The 21,628-nt window shown below is 68.6% G+C and carries 16 protein-coding genes and 1 pseudogene; 9 read left to right on the top strand and 8 right to left on the bottom strand.

Translation table 11 applies throughout. From position 1 onward, the window contains the following. Positions 1-4 precede the first annotated feature (4 nt). Positions 5-1,024, top strand: a complete 1,020-nt coding sequence (gene meaB, locus AADR41_RS04990) for a methylmalonyl Co-A mutase-associated GTPase MeaB (RefSeq protein ID WP_342280141.1) — start codon at positions 5-7, stop codon at positions 1,022-1,024. 75 nt (positions 1,025-1,099) lie between these two features. On the opposite strand, the gene AADR41_RS04985 is transcribed toward meaB, so the two are convergent. Continuing rightward, a complete protein-coding gene (locus tag AADR41_RS04985) occupies positions 1,100-1,981 on the bottom strand; it encodes a GNAT family N-acetyltransferase (protein WP_342280140.1) in 882 nt (293 codons plus the stop codon). Positions 1,982-2,379: 398 nt separating this feature from the next. Here AADR41_RS04985 and rho point away from each other — a divergent pair, with 398 nt between their 5' ends. Together rho and AADR41_RS04975 are read left to right on the top strand one after the other, a co-directional pair. Next, positions 2,380-3,537: a transcription termination factor Rho gene (gene rho, locus AADR41_RS04980; RefSeq protein WP_342280139.1), complete on the top strand. Its 1,158-nt coding sequence runs from the start codon at positions 2,380-2,382 to the stop codon at positions 3,535-3,537. Between the two features lie 72 nt (positions 3,538-3,609). Next, a complete protein-coding gene (locus AADR41_RS04975; protein ID WP_342280138.1) occupies positions 3,610-4,608 on the top strand; it encodes an aldo/keto reductase family protein in 999 nt (332 codons plus the stop codon). A gap of 58 nt (positions 4,609-4,666) precedes the next feature. Here AADR41_RS04975 and AADR41_RS04970 read toward each other — a convergent pair whose 3' ends face one another. From AADR41_RS04970 to AADR41_RS04955, 4 genes are all read right to left on the bottom strand, one after another. Then, the gene (locus AADR41_RS04970) at positions 4,667-6,028 is read right to left on the bottom strand and encodes an NAD(P)/FAD-dependent oxidoreductase (RefSeq protein ID WP_342280137.1); all 1,362 of its coding nucleotides are present in this window, start codon (positions 6,026-6,028) and stop codon (positions 4,667-4,669) included. A gap of 190 nt (positions 6,029-6,218) precedes the next feature. Next, positions 6,219-7,949: an aa3-type cytochrome oxidase subunit I gene (ctaD, locus tag AADR41_RS04965; RefSeq protein ID WP_342280136.1), complete on the bottom strand. Its 1,731-nt coding sequence runs from the start codon at positions 7,947-7,949 to the stop codon at positions 6,219-6,221. Between the two features lie 334 nt (positions 7,950-8,283). Then, positions 8,284-9,021: a glucose 1-dehydrogenase gene (locus AADR41_RS04960; protein WP_342280135.1), complete on the bottom strand. Its 738-nt coding sequence runs from the start codon at positions 9,019-9,021 to the stop codon at positions 8,284-8,286. A gap of 210 nt (positions 9,022-9,231) precedes the next feature. Continuing rightward, positions 9,232-11,454, bottom strand: coding sequence for an NADP-dependent isocitrate dehydrogenase (locus tag AADR41_RS04955; protein ID WP_342280134.1), 2,223 nt, complete (start codon positions 11,452-11,454; stop codon positions 9,232-9,234). A 310-nt stretch (positions 11,455-11,764) separates the two neighbouring features. Here AADR41_RS04955 and AADR41_RS04950 point away from each other — a divergent pair, with 310 nt between their 5' ends. The 3 genes from AADR41_RS04950 to AADR41_RS04940 all read left to right on the top strand — a co-directional run bounded on the left by AADR41_RS04950 (position 11,765) and on the right by AADR41_RS04940 (position 15,021). Beyond that, complete coding sequence (locus tag AADR41_RS04950; protein WP_342280133.1) at positions 11,765-12,694, top strand: LLM class F420-dependent oxidoreductase; 930 nt, start codon at positions 11,765-11,767, stop codon at positions 12,692-12,694. Between the two features lie 301 nt (positions 12,695-12,995). After that, positions 12,996-13,556 carry a hypothetical protein gene (locus tag AADR41_RS04945; RefSeq protein WP_342280132.1) on the top strand — a complete coding sequence of 187 codons (561 nt, stop codon included), beginning with the start codon at positions 12,996-12,998 and terminating at the stop codon, positions 13,554-13,556. A gap of 340 nt (positions 13,557-13,896) precedes the next feature. Next, complete coding sequence (locus tag AADR41_RS04940; protein ID WP_342280131.1) at positions 13,897-15,021, top strand: tyrosine-type recombinase/integrase; 1,125 nt, start codon at positions 13,897-13,899, stop codon at positions 15,019-15,021. 42 nt (positions 15,022-15,063) lie between these two features. On the opposite strand, the gene AADR41_RS42790 is transcribed toward AADR41_RS04940, so the two are convergent. Next, the gene (locus tag AADR41_RS42790) at positions 15,064-15,237 is read right to left on the bottom strand and encodes a helix-turn-helix domain-containing protein (RefSeq protein ID WP_446750980.1); all 174 of its coding nucleotides are present in this window, start codon (positions 15,235-15,237) and stop codon (positions 15,064-15,066) included. Positions 15,238-15,884: 647 nt separating this feature from the next. Between AADR41_RS42790 and AADR41_RS04935 the strand changes: the two genes are divergently transcribed. Together AADR41_RS04935 and AADR41_RS04930 are read left to right on the top strand one after the other, a co-directional pair. Further along, the gene (locus AADR41_RS04935; RefSeq protein WP_342280130.1) at positions 15,885-16,472 is read left to right on the top strand and encodes a TnsA-like heteromeric transposase endonuclease subunit; all 588 of its coding nucleotides are present in this window, start codon (positions 15,885-15,887) and stop codon (positions 16,470-16,472) included. Next, a pseudogene (locus AADR41_RS04930) lies at positions 16,394-17,202 on the top strand (IS5 family transposase). The gene AADR41_RS04935 and the pseudogene AADR41_RS04930 overlap by 79 nt, the downstream one beginning before the upstream one ends. 36 nt (positions 17,203-17,238) lie before the next feature. Here AADR41_RS04930 and AADR41_RS04925 read toward each other — a convergent pair. Next, positions 17,239-17,703 (bottom strand): DUF3885 domain-containing protein, encoded by a 465-nt coding sequence (locus tag AADR41_RS04925; protein ID WP_342280129.1) that lies wholly within the window; start codon positions 17,701-17,703, stop codon positions 17,239-17,241. A 387-nt stretch (positions 17,704-18,090) separates the two neighbouring features. Beyond that, positions 18,091-20,307: an NACHT domain-containing protein gene (locus AADR41_RS04920; protein ID WP_342280128.1), complete on the bottom strand. Its 2,217-nt coding sequence runs from the start codon at positions 20,305-20,307 to the stop codon at positions 18,091-18,093. Positions 20,308-20,681: 374 nt separating this feature from the next. Here AADR41_RS04920 and AADR41_RS04915 point away from each other — a divergent pair, with 374 nt between their 5' ends. After that, the gene (locus tag AADR41_RS04915) at positions 20,682-21,431 is read left to right on the top strand and encodes a transposase family protein (protein WP_342280127.1); all 750 of its coding nucleotides are present in this window, start codon (positions 20,682-20,684) and stop codon (positions 21,429-21,431) included. The last annotated feature ends 197 nt before the right edge of the window (positions 21,432-21,628 follow it).

Genomic DNA, 21,628 nt, shown 5'->3' with positions numbered 1-21,628 from the left:
TCCGATGGCTCCCAGGATCGACATCGACAGCTATGTGAAGGGGGTGCTCGACGGGAAGCGGGCGCACATCGCGCGCGCCATCACTCTCGTCGAGTCCACCCGCCCCGATCACCGGGTGCTGGCCCAGCAATTGCTGCGCGAGCTGCTGCCGCACTCCGGCGCGGCGCGGCGGATCGGGATCAGCGGTGTGCCCGGGGTCGGGAAGTCCACGTTCATCGACGCGCTGGGCACGATGCTCACCGGGCTCGGGCACCGGGTCGCGGTGCTGGCCGTCGACCCCTCCTCCAGCCGCACCGGCGGCTCGATCCTGGGCGACAAGACCAGGATGGAGCGGCTCGCGGTGGACCCGGCGGCGTTCGTACGCCCGTCCCCCACCGCCGGCACCCTCGGCGGGGTGGCCAAGGCGACCCGGGAGTCCATCGTGGTGATGGAGGCCGCGGGTTACGACGTGGTGCTGGTGGAGACGGTCGGTGTCGGGCAGTCGGAGACGGCGGTCGCCAACATGGTCGACACGTTTCTGCTGCTGACGCTCGCCCGGACCGGTGATCAGCTCCAGGGCATCAAGAAGGGTGTGCTGGAACTGGCGGACGCGATCGCGGTCAACAAGGCGGACGGACCGCACGAGCGGGACGCCCGCGCGGCGGCGCGCGAACTGGCGGGTGCGCTGCGGCTGATGCACCCGGTGGACGCGGCGTGGACGCCGCCGGTGCTCACGTGCAGCGCCCGTGAGTCGGCCGGTCTCGACACCCTGTGGGAACGGCTTGAGCAGCACCGCGCGCTGCTGGAGTCGACCGGGCGGCTCGCCGCGAAGCGGCGCGATCAGCAGGTCGACTGGACGTGGACGATGGTGCGGGACGAACTGCTGGAGAGTCTGCGCGGCCATCCGGAGGTGCGTGCGCTCACCCCGGGGCTGGAACAGCGGGTCCGGGACGGCGAGTTGACGGCCACGCTGGCGGCCGAGCAGATCCTGGCAGCGTTCCGGAGCGCGGCGGCGGTCCCGGCCTCCGGCGACCCGGCGGTCTGACGGTCTGACGGCCCGGGTGCACGATGCCGCCGTCCGGTGGTCCGGAACTCCCGGACCACCGGACGCTCGCAGCGCCTACAGATCGAGCTGGTACTGGACCGAGGTGTGTGTCGGCTCGTAGCCGAGCGCGTCGTTGATGTGCCGCATGTGCGTATTGCTGTCGGCGGTGTCCGTCAGCAGCGCTTCCAGGCCGGGGTGGGTCTCGTGGGCGTGGAGGACGGAGGCCGCCTTCATCCATGCTCCGAGGCCGTGTCCCCGGTGCTCGGGAAGGACTCCGGTGCCGTAGTGCTGCCCGTCGCCCGTTCCGTCGCCCGGCACGACGAGTTCCGTGAAGCCCGCGATCGTCGCGGTGGTCTCGTCGAACGCCACGACCGTGTGGAGCAGGTCACCGCGTGCGGCGACGGCCGCCGCCGCGGACCGGACCCGGTCCACGTCCCAGACGACCGTGCCGAAGTCGGTGTCGTCCATGGGCATGTCGTCCATCGCCCGGCGGGAGGCGGCGAACGTCTCCGCGAGCTCGTCGGGGACGGTGCCGCCCCAGGAGATCAGCCGGTAGCCCGGGTGCGGCTGCCCGACGGTCCGGTGCAGGGCCCGCGTGTCCGCCTTCACCAGCGGGAGCCGGACGTACGTCAGGGTCAGGACCTTGCGCAGCCCCTTGGCCCGCAGGAAGTGGTCCCCCGCCGATCCGGCCTCGGCCTGCGCGACGACGCTGCGCCGGTCCGCCTCGCGGGCGGCCGCGACCGCGGCGTCGAAGAGCAGTGAGCCGACGCCGTTGCGGCGCTCCGCGGGGTGGACGTGGAGCTCCAGTTCGGCGAGGTGGTCCTGGCCCTCGCGGGTGAAGACGCGCAGGAACGCCGAGCCGAGGGGGCTGCCCCCGGCGTCGGAGGCGAGCCAGGCCGGCCGGTTGCTCCCGGGGGGCGGAGCGGGGTCGGCGAGCGCGGTGATACGTATCGGCAAAGTGACTCCTCCGCGCCGGGGCGCAGGTCAGAACGGGTAAGCGGGCCGGTGGCCCGGAGAACCACATCACTCCGCGAGAGCCCTGACAACCGGATTTCGCATCCCCTGCGGGGCCTTGCCGCCCCTCGGTACGGCCCCGTTCCCGCCGGGCCGTGCTACCGTGCTTGTGGTACCAGTGCTCGCCTCGTTTCGAGGCGCCGGTGCCGATCCACCTCTCTCTCCGAGGCTGCCGCGCCCGTCCCTGTGCGACCGGCGGTCCGGCTCTTCGTATCACCTCATCCGGTTCGGACCGGAAATTCTCCCTCCGGACTTTCCCGCCCGTCGCCGGGGCGTGTTCTCCGCCGCCCCGTGCCGTCCGGCCCCCTCATTCGCCATGTCCGCGAAAGGACCCGCCCACCATGACCATCTCTCTCGAACGCCCGCTTCAACAAGGTCAGTTGGCCGCCGAGGCCACGAACACCACCGCGGCTGCCGGCGTACTCGACCTCACCCGCCAGGGCAACGGCGTACTGCGCGTACGGGACGGCCTCCCCTCTCCCGGCGACGTGGTGGTCCCCGCCGCCCTGATCCGCCGCCACGGCCTGCGCCGGGGCGATGCCGTCGCCGGGCTCTGCGACCGGCCCCGCACCCTGTCCGCCGTGGAACGGGTCAACGGCCGCTCCCCGCAGGCGCTCCGGGGCCGGCCCCGCTTCGGCGACCTCACCCCGCTCCATCCCCGGCAGCGGCTCCGGCTGGAGACACCGTCCGGCGGTGCCGCGATGCGTCTGGTCGACCTGCTCTCGCCGGTCGGCAAGGGGCAGCGCGGGCTGGTCGTCGCACCGCCCAGGACCGGCAAGACGGTGCTGCTCCAGCAGATCGCCGCGGCCGTCGCCGCCAACCACCCCGAGTGCCACCTGATGGTGGTGCTGGTCGACGAACGCCCCGAAGAGGTCACCGACATGCGCCGGTCCGTCCGGGGCGAGGTGCTCGCCTCGACCTTCGACCGGCCCGCCGAGGAGCACATCGCCCTCGCCGAACTCGCGGTCGAACGCGCCAAGCGGCTGGTCGAGCAGGGCCAGGACGTCGTCATCCTGCTCGACTCCCTCACCCGCCTGTGCCGCGCGCACAACAACGTCTGCGCCTCGGGCGGACGCACCCTCAGCGGTGGTGTCGACGCGGCCGCGCTGCTCGGCCCCAAGCAGTTCTTCGGCGCCGCCCGGCTCGCCGAGGAGGGCGGCTCCCTCACCATCCTGGCCACCGCACTGGTGGAGACGGGCTCCCGAGCCGACGACTACTTCTTCGAGGAGCTGAAGAGCACCGGCAACATGGAGCTCCGGCTCGACCGCGCACTCGCGGAACGCCGTGTCCACCCGGCCGTGAACATCCCGTCGTCCGGCACCCGGCGCGAGGAACTCCTCGTACCGGAGGGCGAGTTGCGGGTGATCCGCGGGCTGCGGCGGGCACTGCACACCAGGGATCCGCAGACCGCGCTCGAAACACTGCTGGACCGGCTCCGCCGCACTCCGGACAACGCCTCGTTCCTCCGTGCCGTCCACGGCACCGTCCCGGAGTCCTGAGCCCGTCCGGGCGCATAGCATGGCCCGGCGATCACGTGATCCACGCCTCACGAGCACAGGGAGAGCAGCCACATGGAGTTCCGCCGACTCGGCCGCAGCGGCCTGACCATCAGTGAGATCGCCTACGGGAACTGGCTCACCCACGGTTCCCAGGTGGAGGAGGACGCGGCGGTCGCCTGCATCCGCGCCGCCCTGGACGCCGGAATCACCACCTTCGACACCGCGGACGTCTACGCCGGGACCCGGGCCGAGGCGGTCCTCGGCCGCGCGCTGAGGAACGAACGCCGTGAGGGCCTGGAGGTGTTCACCAAGGTCTACTTCCCGACCGGTCCCGGACACAACGACCGCGGGCTCGGCCGCAAGCACATCATGGAGTCCATCGACAACTCGCTGCGCCGCCTGCAGACGGAGTACGTGGACCTGTACCAGGCGCACCGCTACGACCACTCGACCCCGCTGGAGGAGACCATGGAGGCGTTCGCCGACGTCGTCCGCTCCGGCAAGGCCCTCTACATCGGCGTCTCGGAGTGGACGGCCGACCAGCTGCGCGCCGCGCACGGGCTGGCCCGCGAGCTGCGGGTGCCGCTGATCTCCAACCAGCCGCAGTACTCGGCGCTGTGGCGGGTCATCGAGAGCGACGTGGTGCCGGCCTCCGAGGAGCTGGGCATCGGCCAGATCGTCTGGTCCCCGATCGCTCAGGGCGTGCTCACCGGCAAGTACAAGCCCGGTGCGCAGCTCCCGGCCGGTTCACGGGCGACCGACGACAAGGGCGGTGCGGACATGGTCGCGGGCTGGCTGCGCGACGACGTACTGGAGCGGGTGCAGCGTCTGCGGCCGCTCGCCGACGGCGCCGGGCTCAGCCTGGCCCAGCTCGCGGTCGCGTGGGTGCTCCAGAACTCGAACGTCTCGGCCGCGATCATCGGGGCGTCCCGGCCGGAGCAGGTGACGGAGAACGTCGCGGCGGCCGGCGTGACGCTGGACGCGGAGCTGCTGAAGGGCATCGACGACATTCTGGACCCGGTGGTCGAGCGGGATCCCGGGCTGACGGCCGGGCACGCGGAGAACGACTGATCCGGCCGGACGGCCCCGCCCCCGCGTGCGGGCGGGGCCGGGACCGTCGGCTGCGGGATCAGGTGGCGGTGTGCAGCGCGGCGGTGTGTTCGCGGACCTGTTCCGGTGTGAGGTAGGAGTCCGTGTGCTCGAAGTCGCGCAGCTTGGCCGGCTGCCGGGACAGGAAGCCGGTGCGTACGAAGTCGTCGCCCGCGACGGCGTTGAGGATCCAGTTGGTCGCGACCCGCGCCTTGGCGACATTGGTGCGCAGCGCCGACCAGTGGTAGCCGCGTGCGACGGCCTGCGCGGGAATCCCGTGCAGCTCGATCCCGAGCGGCTTGGAGACCGCGTCCTTGCCGCCGAGGTCCACGACGAGGCCGAGGTCCTTGTGGACGTACGGCTTCAGCGGCTGGTTCCGCAGGGTCGCGATGAGGTTGTCGGCGAGCCTGCGGCCCTGCCGCATGGCGTGCTGCGCGGTGGGCGGGCAGACCGCTCCGTCGCCCTTGTGCAGGTCGGGGACGGCCGCGCAGTCGCCGAGAGCGAAGACGCCGTCGAAGCCGGGCAGGCTCATCTCGGGTGTGACAGCCAGCCGGCCGCGTACGGTCTCCGCGTCGAAGGTCCTGACCAGCGGGCTCGCGGCGACGCCCGCCGTCCAGATCAGGGTCCGGCAGGGCAGCACCCGGCCGTCGGTGAAGGTGACCTGCTCCGGGGCGGCCTCGGCGATCGAGACGCCGAGCGACACCTCGATGCCGCGGGCGCGCAGCACCTCCAGGGCGCTCCGGCCCAGCTTGTCCCCCAGTTCCGGCATCAGCTTCGGGGCGATGTCGATGAGGTGCCACTTGATCAGCTTCGGGTCGAGCCGCGGGTACTGCCGGACGGCGCTGGTGGTCAGTCGCTGCAGACAGGCCGCCGTCTCGGTCCCCGCGTAGCCGCCGCCGACCACCACGAACTGGAGGCGCGAGGCGCGTTCGTTCTCGTCGTGGCTGGCGTCCGCGAGGTCGAGCTGGGCGATCACGTGGTCCCGTACGTAGGCGGCCTCGGCCAGTGTCTTCATGCCCCGGGCGTTGTCCAGCAGGCCGGGGATGTCGAAGGTGCGGGTGACGCTGCCGGCGCTGAGCACGATGTAGTCGTAGGGCTCGTACACGATCTCGTCGGTGATCTTGCGGATGACGCAGATCTTCGCCTTCGGGTCCACTCCGATGGCCCCGCCCGGGACGATCCGGGTGCGGTGCTTGCGGCTGCGGCGCAGTGAGACGGCGACCGACTGCGGGGTGAGCACGCCCGCCGCCACCTGTGGCAGCAGGGGGAGGTAGAGCTGGTACGAGAACGGGGCGACGAGCGCGATATCCGCCTCGCCGGGGATGAGTCCGCGCTCCAGACGGCGTACGCACTCCACTCCGGCGAATCCGGCGCCGACAACGAGGATCCTGGGTCGTGCCACGGTGTTCGTCCCTTCAGGGGCCTGTACGTTCATCCGTTCGCCTGCCACATCGCACGCGCCCGTTCCCACTCATCTTCACGAGCCGTGGACGAGTTCGCCTGCTGAGGGCGGCGGAACGGACGACGCGCCGGCCTGCTGTCGCTGTCCTTGCCGTGGGCCGCTCGCGCCGCCTCTCCCCGGGCCGGCGTGCTCAGGCCCGCTCGTCCCCCGGGGCCGGGAAGGTCCCGGTGTCCGAACGGTTGAGGGCCTCGTCGAGCGCACGGACCGAGGGGTGGTGCAGGTCGAAGGCCGGGGATTCGGAACGGATCCGCGGCAGGGTGAGGAAGTTGTGCCGCGGCGGCGGGCAGGAGGTCGCCCACTCCAGGGAGCGGCCGTAGCCCCACGGGTCGTCGACCCCGACGTTCCTGCCGTACTTGGCGGTCTTCCACACGTTGTAGAAGAACGGCAGCATCGACAGGCCGAGCAGGAACGAGGAGATCGTCGAGATCGTGTTCAGCGCGGTGAAGCCGTCGGCCGCGAGGTAGTCCGCGTAACGACGCGGCATGCCCTCGGCGCCCAGCCAGTGCTGCACCAGGAACGTGCCGTGGAAGCCCACGAACAGCGTCCAGAACGTGATCTTGCCGAGCCGCTCGTCCAGCATCTTGCCGGTGAACTTCGGCCACCAGAAGTGGAATCCGGAGAACATCGCAAAGACCACGGTGCCGAAGACGACGTAGTGGAAGTGCGCGACGACGAAGTACGAGTCCGAGACGTGGAAGTCCATCGGGGGCGAGGCCAGGATCACGCCGGTCAGACCACCGAAGAGGAAGGTCACCAGGAAGCCGATCGACCAGAGCATCGGTGTCTCGAACGACAGCGACCCCCGCCACATCGTGCCGATCCAGTTGAAGAACTTCACACCGGTCGGTACCGCGATGAGGAAGGTCATGAACGAGAAGAACGGCAGCAGCACGCCGCCCGTCACGAACATGTGGTGCGCCCACACCGTCGCGGAGAGGCCCGCGATGGCGATCGTCGCGCTGATCAGGCCGATGTAGCCGAAGATCGGTTTCCGGCTGAAGACCGGGATGACCTCACTGACGATGCCGAAGAACGGCAGGGCGATGATGTACACCTCCGGGTGGCCGAAGAACCAGAAGAGGTGCTGCCAGAGCAGGGCCCCGCCGTTGGCCGGGTCGAAGACGTGCGCACCGAACTTCCGGTCCGCCTCCAGCACCAGGAGGGCCGCCGCGAGGACCGGGAAGGCCAGCAGGACCAGAACAGCGGTCAGCAGGACGTTCCAGACGAAGATCGGCATGCGGAACATCGTCATGCCGGGCGCGCGCATGCAGATGATCGTGGTGATGAAGTTGACCGAACCGAGGATCGTGCCGAAGCCGGAGAAGGCCAGGCCCATGATCCACATGTCGCTGCCGATGCCCGGTGAGCGGACCGCGTCGGTCAGCGGGGAGTAGGCGAACCAGCCGAAGTCCGCCGCCCCGTTCGGGGTGAGGAAGCCTGCCACGACGATGACCGAGCCGAAGAGGTAGAGCCAGTAGGCGAACATGTTCAGCCGCGGGAACGCCACGTCGGGCGCGCCGATCTGCAGCGGCATGATCCAGTTGGTGAATCCGGCGAACAGCGGGGTCGCGAACATCAGCAGCATGATCGTGCCGTGGATCGTGAACGCCTGGTTGAACTGCTCGGGCGAGACGATCTGCATCCCCGGACGCGCCAGCTCGGCGCGCATCACCAGGGCCAGCACACCGCCGACGACGAAGAAGGCGAACGAGGTGACGAGGTAGAGCGTGCCGATCGTCTTGTGGTCGGTGGTGGTCAGCCACTTGATGACGACGTTTCCCGGTTCCTTGGCACGGACCGGAAGCTCGTTCGCGTACGCCTCCTCCGCCTCGGCTGCCCCTGATGTGCCCGTCGTCGTCACTGGGACGCTCCTTAGCTTGTCGTTCGCGGGTGGCCCGAGCACCCCGGCAGGGGCGCCGTCTCCACCGGGACGGCCTACGGACCGGTCCCGCGCGCGTCACGCCAGATTCCAGGAGCAGCAAATCAGCCACGGGGCCACGGTGCGCGTCCCGCCGCCCCGTCGCCGTACGACATTCACCCGTCAGGGCGTCCGTGGGCGCAGGGCGTGTCTCGGGCCCCCGGTCCGCCACGGGCCGGGCCGCCGCCGGCCGAACTCCGGTGCGGTGCGGCGCCGTTGCCGGGCGATCCGGCGGATGTCCGGGCCGGGTACCGGCGGCGGGCTCCCCCGGCGCCGCTCAGGCGAGCCCGCCCGTCGCGCGGATGTTCTGCCCCGTGATCCACCGGCCGTCGTGACCGGCGAGGAAGGCCACCACATCGGCCACGTCCGCGGGTTCCCCCAGGCGGCGCAGCGGGGTCGTCCCGGCGACTGCCTCCAGTGCCTGCGGCTGGTTGTTGCCGCGCAGCAGCTCGGTGTCGGTGGCGCCGGGCGAGACGGTGTTGACCGTGATCCCGCGGGTCCCGAGTTCATGGGCGGCGACGGCGGTGAGCTGCTCGACGGCACCCTTGCTCGCGGCGTAGGCGGAGATGCCGGGGCCCGGCCGCACGGTGTTGGCCGTCGAGATGTTGACGATGCGGCCGCCGTCGCGCATCCGGAGCGCCGCGTGGCGGACCGTCATGAAGACCGCTCGGGTGTTGACCGCCAGGACCTGGTCGAAGACCGCCGGATCGGTGTCCGTGAGCAGGGACGGGGCGGGGCAGAGGGCGGCGTTGTTCACCAGGATGTCCAGCCCGTCGAACTCTTCCTCGGCGGCCGCCATCAGGCGCTCCGGTCCGTCCGGGTCCGCGAGGTCCAGCCGGACGGCCCGGACCTCGCCGCCGCCGCTGCGCACCGTGCGGACGACCTCGGCTGCCGCGTCGTCGTCGGTGGCGTAGTTGAAGATCACATGTGCCCCGTCGCGGCACAGCCGCTCGACGATCGCACGGCCGATGCCCCGTGATCCACCGGTGACCACGGCGTTCCTGCCTGCCAGCACGGCCTCTCCCCTTCCAGGGCACGGTTGGTCCGGGCGTTCGAACCTACCGCCGGAGGGGCTTTCCTGGGCCGATTACGCGAAAACTCCTCGCCCCGGCGGCCCGGTTCCGGTGCCGCTCCCGGACACCCGACCGCCCCGGCCGGGCATGGTGCCGGCCGGGGCAGGTGGGGCGGGGGCGCCTGGTCGGCGCCCCCTGTCCGCGGTGTCTCGTCAGCCGATGGAGGCGATCGCCTGGACGAAGGTCTCCGACGGGCGCATGACGGCGGAGGCCTTGGCCGGGTCGGGCTGGTAGTAGCCACCGATCTCGGCCGGCGAACCCTGCACCGCGATCAGCTCGTCGACGATGGTCTGCTCCTGCTCGCCGAGCGTCTTCGCGAGTGCGGCGAACGCCTGCGCGAGCTGCGCGTCGTCGGTCTGCTGCGCCAGCTCCTGGGCCCAGTAGAGCGCCAGGTAGAAGTGGCTGCCGCGGTTGTCGATGCCGCCCAGCTTGCGGCTCGGCGACTTGTCCTCGTTGAGGAAGGTGCCGGTCGCGCGGTCGAGGGTGTCGGCGAGGATCTGGGCGCGTGCGTTGCCCGTGGTCGTCGCCAGGTGCTCGAAGCTGGCCGCGAGCGCGAAGAACTCGCCCAGGCTGTCCCAGCGCAGGTAGTTCTCCTTGACCAGCTGCTGGACGTGCTTGGGCGCGGAACCGCCGGCACCCGTCTCGAACAGACCGCCGCCGTTCATGAGCGGGACGACGGAGAGCATCTTCGCGCTCGTGCCCAGCTCCAGGATCGGGAACAGGTCGGTCAGGTAGTCGCGCAGCACGTTGCCGGTGACCGAGATGGTGTCCTCACCGCGGCGGATGCGCTCCAGCGAGAACGTGGTCGCCTCGACCGGCGACATGATCTCGATCTGCAGGCCGTCCGTGTCGTGGTCGGCGAGGTACTTCTTGACCTTGGTGATCAGCTGCGCGTCGTGGGCGCGGTTCTCGTCCAGCCAGAACACGGCCGGGACGCCGGTGGCGCGGGCGCGGGTGACGGCGAGCTTGACCCAGTCCTGGATCGGCAGGTCCTTGGCCTGGCACATGCGGAAGATGTCGCCGGCGCCGACGGCCTGCTCCAGCACGACGTCACCGTTGCCGTCGACGACCCGCACCGTGCCGGTGGCGGGGATCTCGAAGGTCTTGTCGTGGCTGCCGTACTCCTCGGCCTTCTGCGCCATGAGGCCGACGTTCGGCACCGAGCCCATGGTCGACGGGTCGAAGGCTCCGTTGGCGCGGCAGTCGTCGATGACGACCTGGTAGACGCCCGCGTAGCTGCTGTCGGGCAGGACGGCGAGGGTGTCGGCCTCCTGGCCGTCCGGGCCCCACATGTGGCCGGAGGTGCGGATCATGGCCGGCATGGAGGCATCGACGATGACATCGCTCGGCACGTGCAGGTTGGTGATGCCCTTGTCCGAGTCGACCATGGCCAGCGCGGGGCCCTCGGCCAGCTCGGCCTCGAAGGACGCCTTGATCTCGGCGCCGATGTGCGGCACCGAGTCCAGGCCCTTGAGGATGGCGCCGAGGCCGTCGTTCGGGGACAGGCCGGCGGCCACGAGCGCCTCGCCGTACTTGGCGAAGGTGTTCGGGAAGAAGGCGCGGACCACGTGGCCGAAGATGATCGGGTCGGAGACCTTCATCATGGTGGCCTTGAGGTGGACGGAGAACAGCACGCCCTCGGCCTTGGCGCGGGCGACCTGGGCGGTGAAGAACTCGCGCAGGGCCGCGACGCGCATGACCGCCGCGTCGACGACCTCGCCCGCGAGCACCGGTACCGACTCGCGCAGCACGGTGGTGGTGCCGTCGTCGCCCACGAGCTCGATGCGCAGGGAACCGTCCTCGGTGACGACCGTGGACTTCTCGGTGGAACGGAAGTCGTCGACGCCCATGGTGGCGACGTTCGTCTTCGAGTCGGCGCTCCACTTGCCCATGCGGTGCGGGTGCGCCTTGGCGTAGTTCTTGACCGAGGCGGGGGCGCGGCGGTCGGAGTTGCCCTCGCGCAGGACGGGGTTCACCGCGCTGCCCTTGACCTTGTCGTAGCGCGCGCGGACGTCCTTGTCCTCGTCGGTCTGCGGGTCGTCCGGGTAGTCCGGAAGCGCGTAGCCCTGCGCCTGAAGCTCGGCGATGGCCGCCTTGAGCTGCGGGATCGAGGCCGAGATGTTCGGAAGCTTGATGATGTTGGCCTCGGGGCGCTTGGCCAGCTCACCGAGCTCGGCGAGCGCGTCGTCGATGCGCTGCCCCTCTTCGAGACGCTCGGGGAAGCCGGCGATGATGCGTCCGGCCAGCGAGATGTCACGGCTCTCGACATTGACCCCGGCCGTCGAGGCGTACGCCTGGATCACGGGCAAGAACGAATACGTCGCCAGGGCCGGGGCCTCGTCGGTGTGTGTATAGATGATGGTCGAGTCAGTCACCCTGTGCTCCGCTCCACGTCTGCAACATTGCTTGACATCAAGATATCTCGTGATCGCCCCGGCCTCGACAGGGCCCTGCCTTCACCGGCGGCGAACGCGGCGGGGCGTGTCACCACGGCCACGCATCGTGCGCGCGCCCCGGCCCCGGCCCCGTGGCCACCCGTCGGCGTACCCGCTGATGGCCGTCTGCACAACGCACCCGTCGCACGGGCCGCGACGGCGTCCGGGAGCGCTCTCGACGGATGCTGCGCGGGCAACGGGCGGGTGTCATACGGTGGTTGTCCCACTGCTCGCCAGAAGGAGTGCTCACATGCCGGTCTCGCTGGGTCTCGGTCTTCCGCAGATGAAGCAGTACGACATCGGCCGCGATGTGGCCACCGTGGCGCGCGCGGCGGAGGAGATCGGCTACGAGAGCCTGTGGGTCTTCGAGCGGATCATCTTTCCCGAGCCCGCCACGCAGGGGTTGTACGGCGTTCCGGGCCTGCCCTGGCCCGAGCAGTACCGCAGTGTCGCCGACCCGCTGATCACGCTCGCGCTGGCCGCCGGAGTGACGGGCCGGGCCCGGCTGGGCACCAGCGTCCTGGTCGCGCCGCTGCACGTACCGTTCCAGCTGGCCCGCTCGCTCGCCTCGCTCGATGCGGCGAGCGGCGGCCGGGTGGTCGCGGGCATCGGCACGGGCTGGTCCCTGGACGAGTACGCGGCCGCCTCGGTCGCCCCCTTCGAGAAGCGCGGCGCGGTGCTGGACGAGCTGCTGGACGTGTGTGCGGCCGTCTGGGGCCCGGACCCGGTCTCGTACGAGGGTGAGCTGACGACCATCGCCCCGTCCGAGGTCGGCCCGAAACCGGTGCGTCCGATCCCGGTCTATCTGCCCGCGAACAGCCCGCGGGCCACCCGCCGCCTGGTCGACCGGGCGGACGGCTGGATGCCGGTGGCCAATGGCGCCGCGCAGCTGGCCGAACAGTGGAAGCGGGTCCAGGACCTTGCGGCCGAGCGGGGCCGGGAGCGTCCGGTCGGCGTCTGCGCCCGTGCCAATGCCCGTTACACCGCCGAACCGGTCGCCGGTGCGGGCCGCGCCCCCTTCCACGGCAGCGTGGCCCAGATCGTCGAGGACCTGGTGGCGCACGCCGGGACGGGGGTTGCGGAGATCCTGCTGGATCTGCAGGGCACGACGCGCGACGCCTCGGAACTGGTCGACGTGGCCGCCGAGGTGTACGAGGCGGCGCGGGCCGCGGGCGTCTGACGCGAGGGGCCGGCCGCTGTCGGCCGGCCATCCGTGCGCGGCGGCGGCCGGCGGTGGCCGGCGCTGGGTGCGGCGTCCATCGGCTGCGGGATCCGGGGGAGACCTCGCGCAGCGCCTCAAGGGCCGTTCCGACACTCCGCACGACATGGGAGGCATCGGTCAGGTGCTTGATGAGGGCCGAGGGTACGAAACGGTCGTCCTCGACGACGAGCACACCAGCCATGCCAAAACCGTACGCTGTTCAACGAATTGCTCACCCCTCGGGCGGGACGGCGACGCACATGGTGCAATATGGTCCGCGATGCGACGAGGACTGGTACACGGCATAGCTTGGGCGCTCTCCACCGGAGCTGCGGTCACGCTGTCCTGGTGGGGTGTCCACACGGTGATGGCGGGGACCGCGTACGACCCGCCCCGTGCCCTCCCGATCGCGGACGCGGCACGGGCCGAGGGCGAAGGGGCCAGGTCCCGGCCCTCCTTCACCTACCGTCCCGAGAAGTCCCCGAAGCCCAGTGCGTCCCCGTCCGCCGAGGACAGGGGCGGCAAGGACCGCAAGGAACCCACGCCCTCGGCCGGCTCCCCGCACAGCTCCGAACCGGCCGCCCCACCGAGCCCGACGCGGACGCCCACCGGCGGGACCGTGAACGTGAAGGGCTACACCGTCGACGGCGGCCGGGTGGTCTTCGACATCCAGCAGGCCTCGGCGGAGCTGGTCTCGGCCACTCCCGAGTCCGGCTGGCAGATGCAGGTGTGGAAGACCAAGCAGTGGATCCGGGTGACCTTCACCCGGGGCGACCGTGAGATCTCGGTCTTCTGCAGCTGGTACCAGCACGCGCCGCTCGTCGAGATCGAGGAGCGGTAGCGGTTCCGGGCTCCGCCGAACAAGCGGACTCCCGCATCCGGCCGGGCATCGGTTCGGCGGTCTCCGACACAACGTGATACCCCATCAGTAGAGTCGGCAGCGACCCGGCGGCAGCTCTGCCGGGGCCCCGCCGCCCGGCGTTGTGCACCCCGGAGACCGACGAGGTGGCGGATCCGGTCCGGGCGGTGTGAGCCCCGCTCGGCGCCGCACCCTCCCAACTGCCTGGAGATTCCGTTGAGGATGCTGATCAACGTGCCCTAGTTTGGTGCGGCCGCAGGTCAGGACCATGCTGTAGGACCGCTGGTCAGCAAACTCCCAGCATGAGTCAGGAGCGGTGCACGTGGCGACCAAACTCATCCGTGGGATGGGCAGTTTCTTCAAGACCTGCAGCTGCAAACGGCAGGGCGGATGCGCACACCCCTACGTTATCCGGTTCCGGAACGGAGCTGGGCGACAGTGCGAAGAGTCAGGCTATCCGACGCAGGACGACGCGCTCGACCGCCTCACAAAGATCTACAGGGAGAAACGCAGCACTTCTGCGCAGCAGGCCGAGATGAAGCGCACGCTGGGCAACCAGCGCTTCGGGGAGTACGCAGACACCTGGCTGCCGCGTCAGCGCCACTTCGCGCCTGGCACGATACGCACGGTCAAGCAACTGCTCGACCGCCAGATACTCCCGGCCCTTGAGTCCCGCCGGATCAACAGCTTCTCGCCGACTGTCGTCGATGACTTCATCATGTCGATGGAGGAGCGCAAGGTCGGGCTACCCACCCAGCAGAACACTTTCGACACCCTCAAGAAGATCCTTCGGGACGCCCATCGCAGGGGTGGGATCACCGACGACCCCTTCCAGGGCGTTGTCCCTCCTGAGTACATCCCCAACCGAGTCACGATCCCCACTCTGGAGGAGATCCACGCCCTCAAAGAGGTCGGGTCCAAAGCTCTCATAGTCATCATCGACCTGATGTCCGGGTGCGGGCACCGGAACGGCGAGGCGTTCGCGGCCAACCTCGAAGGAATGGTCGCCGACGACGTGTACCGCATCACGGAGCAGATCGAGGGCAAAACCTGTCAGCGCGCCCCGCTCAAGCACCGCAAGCCTGGCGAATTCCGCGAGGTTCCCATGCCCGCGACGGTCAGGGAGTCCCTCCTCAGGTACGCGCACGAGGCCGGCGCGGACGAGAACGGCTTCCTGCTGCGTACTCAGCGCAGCCCCTACTGGTCGTACAAGACGCTCGAATACCAATGGGGCGCGGCCAGGCAGCGGGCCGGCATCACACGGAAGCTGAACCCCTACACCTTGCGCCACTTCTTCGCCTCGAACTGCCTGTCCAAGGGAATTCCCATCACCGACGTAGCCGAGTGGATGGGGCATTCGAATATCAACTTGACGTACCGCATCTACCGCCACCTGATGCCAGCGTCAATCGGGCGTGCGGCCAAGGCGCTAGAGGCCGGACTCTAACGGGAAGCCAGCAGGGGCCGGGTTTACCACCCGGCCCCTGCTTTACGAAACCTTTTGTTGCCGCGTCCACTGATCAAGGTCTTCGACCTTGAATTTAAGTAGCCCTCCGAAGTAGTACCGTGGGATGCCGTACCTCTGCGATTCGCGGTACATCCAGCGCTGAGACATATCCAAGTACTCGGCCGCTTCAGCTATGCCAAGGAATCGGCGACTCATACAAGACCTCACCTCTCACCGACGTTTCGGCCAGATGGTATGGGGAAACAGCGGCCGGCCCTAATGGCCGAGCGTGTCGGTGACGATACTTCGCTTCCTGCCGACGATCTAATGGGCAATAGACCAGATCTGAGAGACACCTGATCGTAGTTCACCGATCGCTACTCACCGTTGCCGGTGGCCGGCGTCAGCGCGATGCCCACCGACGATCCGGGCTGGAGCCCTCAAAGAAGACTGGCGGGCGCTGGCGCTCGCCATCGGCGGCGTAACCGATCACACGATCGGACTGAACCGCCTTCGGGATTCGAACCGAGACCTACGCATTATGAGTTGTCCGATCTTGGTCCGAGGGCGTCCGTGAGAGTACACAGGGTCGGTTCCCTGCCTGCTCAGCGACTGTCCCGTCCCTCGTCTTCTTGTCGCTGTCCCAGGTGAGGTTGTTCAGTTCACCGTCCGTCCCGGGGCATGTTGCCGCCCGCCGCATGCACCCGGGCTCGGCGTCCCGCCGTGCTTTGTCGCTCACTGCTGTCCGTCCCGCTTCGTTTTCGCTCTCAGGGGCGGTTTGGACGCTGATTCGTTGCTGGCTGGCGGGCTGTATGGCTTTCTCGTGATCAGGGCTTGTGCGTTCGCTCTGGTGAGGGGGCCGGATGACTGTCGAGGCGTTCGCCGATGTAGGGCACGGCGTTTTCGAGGTCGAGTACATCGACGCGGACCGCGTTCGCCGTCGTGAGCCTCTGTCGGCGGTGTGGACGGAAAGGTTCGAGACGCTGCCGCCGGTGCGGAAGGTACGTACGTACGGCGGGCAGCGGTCGGTGACCCGGGATTACTGGTCGACGACCATGCGCAGGGCTCTCGCGTGTGAGTCGCGGCTGGAGCGTGATCACGCAATGCTGATGGACTTCAATCCGCAGGTGACGGGGTTGGTGTCACAGCCGTTTCGCCTGTTTTGGCCCACGCGCCGGGGGCGTCTGGGGCACGTTCCGGACTTCTTCTTCCGTCTTGCCGACGGCACCGGGACGGTGGTCGACGTCCGTCTGGACAACCGGATCGAGCTGGACGACGCCGAGGCGTTCGCGGCGGCCGAGCGGGTCTGTGAACTGGCGGGCTGGACGTTTAGACGCCGTTTCTTATGGCTTGATCGTTCGTTGAGTTATGCATGGCGAATCTGGTTGAGCGGCTGGTGCCGGATGAGTTGTGGATGCTGTTCCGGCGGGTGGTTCCGCCCACGGAAGTGAAGCGTCCGCAGGGCGGAGGGCGCCGTCGGGCTGGCGACCGTGAGGTTCTGGCCGCGGTCATCTTCGTGGCCACCTCGGGCTGCACTTGGAGGCAGCTCCCGCCAGTGTTCGGTCCGGCCTGGCAGACGGTCTACCGGCGGTTCGCCAAGTGGAGCGCGGACCGGGTTTGGGCCCGTCTCCACCGTGTGGTCCTGGATGAACTCGGGGCGCGGGGTGAGCTGGACTGGTCGCGGTGCGCTATCGACTCCGTGAGCGTCCGGGCGGCAAAAGGGGGCTTCTGACGGGACCGAATCCGACCGACCGAGGCAAGTTGGGATCGAAAATCCATCTGGTCACCTAGCGGAACGGCCTGCCGCTGTCCCTGGGCATCTCCGGCGCCAACGTGCACGACAGCCAGGGACTGGAACCGCTCATCCGCGGGATCCCGCCCATCCGTTCCCGTCGCGGCCCGCGCCGCAGGCGGCCGGCGAAGCTGCATGCGGACAAGGGCTACGACTACGACTACCTGCGGCGATGGCTCCGTTCACGCGGCATACGCCACCGCATCGCCCGCAGGGGAGTCGAGTCCTCCACCCGGCTCGGCCGCCACCGATGGGTCGTCGAACGAACCGTGTCCTGGCTGGCCGGCTGCCGACGCCTGCACCGCCGCTACGAACGCAAGCCCGAGCATTTCCTTGCCTTCGTTGGCATAGCGGCCCTGCGCATCTGCTTCCGTCGGCTGACCATCTGAGCCTGGGAACTTGGGCAGGGTGGCCATCCTGATCCGTCAAAGACCCGACGGGCTGCCGGAAAGCCAGTGGGCATGCCGGTCGCGGGTCCGATCCCGTTCCTCAGGCGTGGCGAGGAAGACATCGGCGCCCCCGTCGTAGGGGTAGTGAATACGTCTCATCTGAGTGTCGGTGACGAAGACGCCCGCCACCTTGTCGTCGGCGATGTTACGGAGCAGTTCGTCGAGGCAGCCATGTCGCCAGGGTCGGCGCGCGGCGAAAAGATGGCAGTAGGTGCGGAACTTCGGGTCAGGGTCGTCCCCCACCAACAGGCTCTGCCAGTAGCCAGCGTCAGGTTGGAACGGTGGAACCTCGGCTTCGGTCGTCCAGACCGGTGTGATCACGTACACGTCCCCACCGGCAAACAACTCATCGAGGACCGTGTTGTACCGCCCCAAGACGATGGCGTACTCGCTCTCGTCCTCTGCGTATCGTTTCGACTCCGGCAGGCTGTGGAAGCGCACCCAGACATCCCGGTACGGGTCGCGAAGCTTGTACCCAACCGGCGGGCAGTCGGGCCAACGCCGCTGCCACAGGTCCGTCAAGACCGTCCGTACGCCTCCAGACACCTGCCTCACTCGTCCTCTCGGGCATGAGCTCCTGTCGACGACCAGAATGCCCGGCACTCACCCACCAAGAGAAACGACTTCTTAATGCCGAGCTCCTCGGCGACGTCCGCGGATCGTGGTCGAGACCGGGAGGCCGGCCACTCACGACCACGGCCTTCGCGCTGTTCCTATGCCTCTGTGACGGAGCACAGGATCAGACGAAGGCCGCCTTCATGTCCGCTGAACTGCAAAAATGCCGATCAAGTTCGAGCCGCGTTCTACGTCGGACCATAAATGACAAGCTCAGGGGTGGGGGTGCTGGCTGAGCCATTGCTGGAGTTCGCGGTGGCGGAACTGGTAGCTGGGCCCGTTGTAGCGGAGGAGACCGGCAGCGACGGCCCAGTCGAGGAACACACCGAGACGGAAAGGAAGCTTGCCGCGTGAGTACAACAGGAACAGCGTGTACCTCCGTGCCGAGCGACCGAGCCCGCTCGCGAATCCGACCACAAGAGCAACGATGATTCCGAACGAGAGTGCGCTTGCCGGTTGGATCAGGGGCATAGGTAGGAGTCCGGCCAGGAGTCCGGACAGGGGACCGATCAGGAGTCCGTGAGTCATGTCGGCGCGGATGATTTCCCGCGGTTTGGCCACGGTGGTTGGTTCCGCTTTGAGTCCGTGCATGAATCCACCCGCGAGCCCGCCGATGGGCCCGGTTACGAGTCCGAGTATTAACGAAACTCCTGGCCCACCGCCGAATTCGCCGGAATTGGGGTCGGAGAACCAGATTGCCAAGCCGAATGCAGACCCAACCGCGAACCAGATCGGGAACCAGGTCTTGAATCCTGCCGCGAACCCGCCTGAGAGCCCGCCCATGAACCCGCCGATGAGGCCGGTTCCGATGCCTCCGAGTATCGCAAAAGTGACCCCTTCGCCGGGTGTGACCTGGAAAGTTCCCGTGAGGAAGCTTGTCAAGCCAACCGTGCATCCGACGGCGAACCAAGTCTTGAATCCGGCCCAGAACCTGGCGATGAACTTGCCCTGGAGTGTTCCTCGGTTAATGCCAAGACGGTTGGGCCTGGGCGTCGGGCGGAAGGCGGCGGCGCTGATGAACGTGACAATCACGGCAGAGGTGATCAGGTCAGTTTTTGATGCCGCCTCAGCGGAGGTGCTGATGAGGGCGAAGGCGAGGGTGGTGGTGACGAGGAGGTCGGTGATGCGGGTGCGGGTGGTGCCTGCGAGGGGCCAGAGGTGGTGGAGGGTGAGGTCGGTGGCTGGGGCGCGTGTGGTGGTACCGGTGAGGTGTTTGGTGAGGTGATGGAGCCAGCGGTGGACGTCTTCTGGCCGGTATCCGCGGGGGTTGTGGGTGTTGGTGGTAGTGGCGGGGAGGTACCGGGCCAGGAGGTATTGGTCGAGGTCGTGTCCGTTGGTGTGGTGGAGCAGTTCGGCGGGGTTGCCGTCGCGGTGGTAGACGGTGGCGGTCAGGCACAGCCGCCAGGGCGTGGACAGCGTGGTGGCGAGCGGGCCTGTGGGCTGGGCGTCGAGGTGGTCGGTCAGGGGCTGCCAGCGGGGCCGGTCCAGGGCCCGGGCGCGGAGGTAGGCGATGGCGTTGAGGGTGTCGATGGGGGCGATGGCGACGCGGGCGGCGTCGATCAGCCGGGACACGGAAGCGAGGGCGTCGTAGTGACTGGTGCGGCACGTCAGGACGAGCGGTCCTGCTTCCCGGTCGGCCTGGTAGGTGTTGAGCTTTTCCAGGGCGGCGTGTGCGCGGGGTGCTTCGGGGTCGGGGGTGCCGTCCGGGCGCAGGGGGTCCATCTCGTCCAGCCCGTCCAGGACTGGCAGAACCATTCCGTGTTTGACCAGCCCGGCAGCCTTGTCGACGCGCAAGCCGTAGGCCTCGGCCAGGCGCCGTTTCAGCAGGGTGTCCAAGGGCTCGGTGGTGTCCCAATGGGCCAGCGGGATCCGAACTGGGACGGGATCCCCCTCGGAACGGCCTTCGAGGAGAGCTTGCATGAGCTCCAGGGCCAGGACCGTCTTTCCCGCCCCCGCGGCCCCGGTGACGACCAGGCGCCGAGGCCGGGTGGCACGGTAGTAGTCCAGAACATCGGGCAAGCCGGCCAGACCGTCGGCGAACGTACGCCCGGCCGCCGGAGCCACCGCGGCCCGCTCGGCCGCAGGGTGCAGAACATAAGCGACATTGATGCGCTGGGTGTCGTCCCCCAGTAACTGCCGCCACACCGCCTTCTCACTTTTCAGGACTCGCGTGGCCAGTGCCTTGGCATGCTCGCGCGCGAGCGCGGCACCACCGTCCTCGGCCGACCTGCGCGACAACACGACGGTGAGCACCAAAGCGATCACACCGATCGGAACACCAGAAAGAGTCGCAACATCGACACCCTCAGACTTCTTGCCCTTGACGGTGTTCCATACGGCGAAAGTCAAACTGACCGCGATAAATATCGCACAAACAAAATAGGCAAACCACCACTTACGCCGCAAAAGGCGCTCCCATAACATGAGCATCCCCCAATCATGCCGTCTCGCCGGGCACATCGCGAAGCCTCTTCGGCAGCTCCAAGACATGGCAGCCGAGCTCAACCTGTGGCGCGTACCCGCGTGCCCGAGCTGCTGGCCGACGCCCAGAGCCCTGGAGCTGATGCGGTTATGCGTTCTCATCTGTGTTGCGGTAGAGAGATCGCTTTTACCTGCGATGCTGCAGATTACTGAGAGACGCTCCGGGAGCTTCGTTGAGGCCGGTCAGGGCTTTGAACTGTAGTGCAGTGAGCTTCTTCGAGATGGCCACCGATCGGGTGACTGCCTGCGGGCCGCAACGAGCGAGACCCCCGAGCTGTTGATCGAGATGTCTGACGTCTCAATCACACTGCTCGGAGGCCTCGTTGGTCATCTATCCTGCCGCACTCGACCTGCCGCATGCCCTCGTGGAGTGGGTCACGATGCTCATCGTCACCCGTGAGGGCGACCGCCGCTGCAAGCTCCGCCCGTCCCGGCGCGCGATGGTGGCACTGGTGTACCTGCGTGAACACACCACTCTGGCGAAGATCGCCGCCGGGTTCGGGATCAGCGAGTCCACCGCCCACGCCTACACCAGCGCGGTCATCGACCTGCTCGTCCAACGCGCGCCGGGGCTGCTCAAAGTCCTGCGCGAGGCCGACCCCGACTTCGTCCTGCTGGACGGCACCCTCGCCAAATGCGACCGGGTCGGCGACTCACGCGCGGACTACTCCCACAAGCACCGCCGGCACGGCGTGAACGTGCAGCTGGTCACCGATCCGCACGGCCGCCTGCTGTGGCTCTCACCCGCACTGCCGGGCCGATCTCACGATCTGACCGCCGCCCGCACCCACCGGATCATCCGCATCTGCGAGCGGCAGGGCGTCCCCATCCTGGCCGATCTCGCCTACCAGGGCGCCGGCCCCTGGCTGACGACGGGCATCAAACGCAGGCCCCTGCAGGAACTCACCCCCACCGAGAAAACCGTCAACCGAGCCCTGGCCGCGGCACGGGCACCGGTCGAACGCGGCGTCGCCCGCTTGAAGTCCTGGCGGATCTTCCGCAGATCCCGATGTAGTCCGAACCGCATGACGTCAATCGCCAAGGCCATCCTCACCCTGGAGCGGCAACGCTGAAGAAGCTCAGTAAGTGAACACGGCTTTCGCTGGATCGTCGTTGCCGACCCGGAGGGCAACGAGTTCTGCGTATTCAATCCTCCGAACAGCACCAACGTTCCGGAATAGTTGCGAGGTCGGGCTGAGCTCCCACCACGGCCTGGGAAGCCGCCTGCGGCGGCTTCCCAGGCCGAAGCTCGTTGATCCGTCGGTGACTC

This window comes from Streptomyces sp. CLV115, from assembly GCF_038448545.1.
In the GTDB taxonomy this organism is placed as follows: domain Bacteria; phylum Actinomycetota; class Actinomycetes; order Streptomycetales; family Streptomycetaceae; genus Streptomyces; species Streptomyces sanglieri.
This window is presented reverse-complemented; position numbering and strand designations above follow the sequence as displayed.

Coding starts and splice junctions, on each gene's coding strand:
- meaB (WP_342280141.1), top strand. CDS start 5: ATGGCTCCCAGGATCGACATCGACAGCTATGTGAAGGGGGTGCTCGAC.
- rho (WP_342280139.1), top strand. CDS start 2,380: ATGACCATCTCTCTCGAACGCCCGCTTCAACAAGGTCAGTTGGCCGCC.
- AADR41_RS04975 (WP_342280138.1), top strand. CDS start 3,610: ATGGAGTTCCGCCGACTCGGCCGCAGCGGCCTGACCATCAGTGAGATC.
- AADR41_RS04950 (WP_342280133.1), top strand. CDS start 11,765: ATGCCGGTCTCGCTGGGTCTCGGTCTTCCGCAGATGAAGCAGTACGAC.
- AADR41_RS04945 (WP_342280132.1), top strand. CDS start 12,996: ATGCGACGAGGACTGGTACACGGCATAGCTTGGGCGCTCTCCACCGGA.
- AADR41_RS42790 (WP_446750980.1), bottom strand. CDS start 15,237: ATGAGTCGCCGATTCCTTGGCATAGCTGAAGCGGCCGAGTACTTGGAT.
- AADR41_RS04935 (WP_342280130.1), top strand. CDS start 15,885: ATGACTGTCGAGGCGTTCGCCGATGTAGGGCACGGCGTTTTCGAGGTC.
- AADR41_RS04920 (WP_342280128.1), bottom strand. CDS start 20,307: ATGCTCATGTTATGGGAGCGCCTTTTGCGGCGTAAGTGGTGGTTTGCC.